This is a genomic window from Polaromonas sp. P3_C2, from assembly GCF_056402675.1.
In genome coordinates this window covers 1-4788 of sequence record NZ_JBFUGX010000325.1, presented here as the reverse complement: position 1 = coordinate 4788, position 4788 = coordinate 1, and the positions used below count along the sequence as shown (strand labels likewise).

The 4788-nt window shown below is 61.5% G+C and carries 2 protein-coding genes and 1 pseudogene; all 3 read left to right on the top strand.

Features of this window, described 5'->3' with window-relative positions; translation table 11 throughout:
* Window positions 1-303: pseudogene (locus tag AC1DWI_RS14100) on the top strand (hypothetical protein); the annotation flags it as partial.
* A gap of 68 nt (window positions 304-371) precedes the next feature.
* Window positions 372-4004 carry a hydantoinase B/oxoprolinase family protein gene (locus tag AC1DWI_RS14095; RefSeq protein WP_477725055.1) on the top strand — a complete coding sequence of 1211 codons (3633 nt, stop codon included), beginning with the start codon at window positions 372-374 and terminating at the stop codon, window positions 4002-4004.
* Between the two features lie 296 nt (window positions 4005-4300).
* Window positions 4301-4788 (top strand): DinB family protein (locus AC1DWI_RS14090; RefSeq protein ID WP_477725054.1); only part of this gene is annotated, 488 nt, incomplete at its 3' end.

Genomic DNA, 4788 nt, shown 5'->3' with positions numbered 1-4788 from the left:
GTGCGGGTCGGGTGCGGCCGCTACGATTGGTGTTTTTCGCCGCCCTCATATCTGGCGGAAAGCCTTTCAATCACCATCGCGAGCATGCAGACCCTGCCGGCCTCGCACACAGACGAGGTCATGGATTGGGTAGCCGGTCTTCCCTATCCCTGGTGCCCGGCTTCCACGGCCCTGCGGGGCGTGCCGGACATCCAGCACCTGGCGCCGGTACTTGGGTACATTGGCAGGTCACAGATCGCCAATTTTCCGGACAAGAGGCCCCGGCCAACATCGCCGCACAGCGTTGCGTCGAGCCAGGCCTGACGGCACACAAGATCAATAAAGATCCATAGAGATCAGCAAAGAACACGTTAACTCTGAAATCAAAAACCATGCAAGACACCACTTCAAAACCGGGCGGCGACCGTTGGCAATTCTGGATAGACCGCGGCGGCACTTTCACCGATATCGTCGCCAAAAAGCCTGACGGTTCGCTCGTGACCCACAAGCTGCTGTCGGAAAACCCGGAGCAGTACCGCGATGCAGCGGTGGCCGGCATCCGCCACCTGTTGGGTCTGAAAGCGGGCGAGCCGATACGCGCCGACGTGGTGGACTGCGTGAAGATGGGAACGACCGTGGCCACCAATGCACTGCTGGAGCGCAAGGGTGAACCGACATTGCTGGTGACCACGCGCGGCTTTCGGGATGCGCTGCGCATTGCCTACCAAAACCGCCCCCGTCTGTTTGACCGCCACATCGTGCTGCCCGAATTGCTTTACAGCGCGGTGGTGGAGGCCCAGGAGCGTGTGGGCGCGCAAGGCGAGGTGCTTCAGGCGCTCGACGAAGTGCTATTAAAAAAGGAGCTGCTTGCGCAGTACCAGAAAGGGCTGCGAAGCCTTGCGATTGTTTTTATGCATGGATACCGGTTCACGGAGCATGAAAAGGCCGCCAAGCGCATCGCGACCGAGGTGGGTTTTACCCAGATCAGCACCTCGCATGAAACCAGCCCGATGATGAAGTTTGTGAGCCGCGGCGACACCACGGTGGTGGACGCCTACCTCTCCCCCATCCTGCGCCGTTATGTGGAACAGGTCGCCAGTGAGATGCCGGGGGTACGGCTCTTTTTCATGCAGTCTTCCGGTGGATTGACCGATGCGCATGTATTTCAGGGCAAAGACGCCATCCTGAGCGGCCCGGCGGGCGGCATTGTGGGCATGGCCCGCACGGCCGCAATCGCCGGCCATGCCAAGGTCATAGGCTTTGACATGGGCGGCACCTCAACGGACGTGTCGCATTACGCCGGGGAGTTCGAGCGCGAATTCGAAACCCAGGTCGCCGGCGTGCGCATGCGGGCACCCATGATGAGTATCCACACCGTGGCGGCGGGCGGCGGCTCCATCCTCAAATTTGACGGCGAGCGCTTCCGGGTTGGTCCACAGAGTGCAGGCGCGAACCCAGGCCCCGCCAGTTACCGGCGCGGTGGCCGCCTGGCGGTGACCGATGCCAACGTGATGGTCGGCAAGGTGCAGCCGCGCTACTTTCCGAAAGTATTTGGTCCCAATGCCGATGAGCCCTTGAGTTACGAGGCGGTAGAGGCCCAGTTCAACGAACTGGCGGGACAGACCGGCCGCAGTGCCGAGGTGGTGGCCGAGGGCTTCATCAACATCGCGGTCCAGCAGATGGCCAACGCCATCAAGAAAATTTCGGTGGCGCGCGGCTATGACGTGACACGCTACACGCTGCAATGCTTTGGCGGTGCGGGCGGGCAGCACGCCTGCCTGGTGGCCGATGCGCTGGGCATGACCAAGGTGTTTGTGCATCCGCTGGCGGGTGTGCTGAGCGCCTATGGCATGGGCCTGGCCGACCAGAATGTGATTCGTGAGCAGGCGGTGGAGCTCAAGCTCTCGGCCGCCGTGCTTCCGGAAATTGCCGACAAGCTCAACTCGCTCGCTGCAACGGCAGAGGCCGAGCTGCAGCGCCAGCAGGTCAGCACCGGCAGCATCACCACGCATCACCGCGTGCATGTGCGTTATGAAGGCAGTGACTCCGCGCTCATCGTGCCCTTCGGTACGCTGGACGAGATCGAGTCCGGGTTCGAAGCCGCTTACCGCCAGCGCTTTGCCTTCCTGATGCAGGGCAAGGGCCTGGTGGTTGAGGCCGTGTCGGTAGAGTCCGTGGTGGCAGGCGACGCGCCTGCCGAGCCGCGCCACACCACGCATGAGCCGCGTGAAGTACCTCGCCGCGAAACCGTGCGCATGTACTCCGGCGGCCAGTGGCATGACGCCGCGCTGGYGGTGCGTGAAGATCTGCGGCCGGGCGACATCATCTCGGGGCCGGCCATCATTGCCGAGAAGAACGCCACCACGGTCGTGGAACCGGGTTGGGAAGCCGCGCTGACGGCGCTGGACCATCTGGTGCTGGACCGCCGGGCTGAACGAGCCGTGAAATTTGCGGCGGGCACGACGGTAGACCCGGTGCTGCTGGAGGTCTTCAACAACCTCTTCATGAACATTGCCGAGCAGATGGGCCTGCAGCTGCAGAACACCGCTTACTCGGTCAACATCAAGGAGCGCCTGGACTTCAGCTGTGCACTGTTTGACACCGAAGGCAACCTGATCGCCAATGCGCCGCATATGCCGGTGCATCTGGGTTCCATGGGCGAAAGCATCAAGACGGTGATTCGCGAGAACGCCGGCAAGATGCAGCCTGGTGATGTGTATGTGCTGAACGACCCCTACCATGGCGGCACGCACCTGCCCGACATCACCGTCATTACGCCGGTCTACCTTGGTGCGGCCACACAGCCGACGTTTTATGTCGGTTCGCGCGGACACCATGCCGACATCGGCGGCACCACGCCGGGCTCCATGCCGCCGTTCTCGACATTGATTGAAGAAGAAGGTGTGCAGATCAACAATGTCAAGCTGGTGGAACGCGGCGTGCTGCGCGAGGCCGAAATGATTGCGCTGCTCAAAAGCGGCAAATACCCCAGCCGTAACCCGCAGCAGAATATGGCCGACCTGAAAGCGCAGATCGCCGCCAATGAAAAGGGCGTGCAGGAGCTGCGCAAGATGGTGGACACCTTCAGCCTGGAGGTGGTGCTGGCTTATATGCGCCATGTGCAGGACAACGCCGAGGAGTCGGTGCGCCGCGTGATCACGCGCCTCAAAAATGGCGAGTTCACCTTGCCGCTGGACAACGGCGCCCAGATCAAGGTGTCCATCCGCGTTGACGTCAAAGGACGCAGCGCCGAGATCGACTTCGCCGGCACATCGCCGCAGCAGACCAATAACTTCAACGCGCCAACGGCGGTGTGCATGGCCGCAGTGTTGTATGTGTTCCGCACACTGGTTGACGACGATATCCCGTTGAACGCGGGCTGCCTGAAGCCGCTCAAGGTCATCATCCCGCCGGGCTCCATGCTCAACCCGAACCCGCCGGCTTCGGTGGTGGCAGGTAATGTGGAAACGTCCACCTGCATCACCAATGCGCTTTACGGCGCGCTGGGTGTGATGGCAGCCGGCCAGTGCACGATGAACAACTTCACGTTCGGCAATGCCCGCCACCAGTACTACGAAACCATTTCGGGTGGTTCGGGTGCCGGCGGAAAGCTGGATGATGCGGGCAAGCTGGTGTCGGGTTTTGACGGCACCTCTGTAGTTCAGGCACATATGACCAATTCGCGGCTGACCGACCCGGAGGTACTGGAATTCCGCTTCCCGGTGCGGCTGGAAAGCTACGAGATTCGCCAGGGCTCCGGCGGTGCAGGCCGCTGGCACGGCGGCAATGGCGGTGTGCGCCGTGTCCGCTTCCTGGAGGCCATGACGGCCAGCATCCTGTCGAACGGGCGCAAACACGGCGCCTTCGGCATGGCCGGAGGTCAAGCCGGGCAGGTCGGGCAAAACGTTGTGGTCCGGGCGCAAGGCCAGATCGAAACACTGGGCCATATCGGCCAGGCCGAGATGCAGCCTGGTGATATTTTTGAAATCCATACGCCGGGCGGCGGCGGCTTCGGAAAAGCTTGACGCAATGCAGACAGGCCGGTTGGTGCCGGCCTGAGTCGCAGCAAACGCAGACACGTCACCATTGGTTATTGAGCCAAAGCACTTGACAGGCTGCGTTTGATCTTCCTGGCCGGAGCCATTCACCAGTACCTCTTTCAGGTGAAAATCTAAGGGTGGAAAACGCGCCTGCTGATGTGCCCTGGCTTTGGGGCAATCAAGCAGGTGGTGGGCCGCAATTCCCGTCGGGTCTTTTTGGATGAAATCCGGCTCTGGCGCAATCCTGGCAAGCGCAAGCAGCTATCAATTCAGGAGCAAATATGACCGCTTCGTTTATCGACAACTACCGGCTTCTGGCTCAGTACAACCGCTGGATGAATGAACGGCTGTATGACGCCTGTGAAACCCTGACCGATGAGGAGCGCCAGCGGGCCCGTGGCGCTTTCTTCGGCTCGATCCATCACACGCTCGGCCATCTGGTTCTGGCCGACCAGGTCTGGCTCAGGCGCTTTGCGCAATGTGGGGCAGACAACGGCATCCGTTTTACATCGCTGAACTCTGAAGTTGTCGACATGCCGCAGGCCTACACGCTGGACATGGTGCTGTACGAAGACTGGGCCGGGCTGAAAGCCAAACGGCAGCAGCTCGACGGTGCCATCGAGCAGTGGGCTGCCGACATGCCTGAGGCTTACCCGGCCATGACCATGCGCTACGCCAACTCGAAAGGGGTGCAGCGCGAACACGTGGTCTGGAAGGCCCTCACGCATTTTTTCAATCACCAGACACACCACCGGGGGCAGGCCACGAC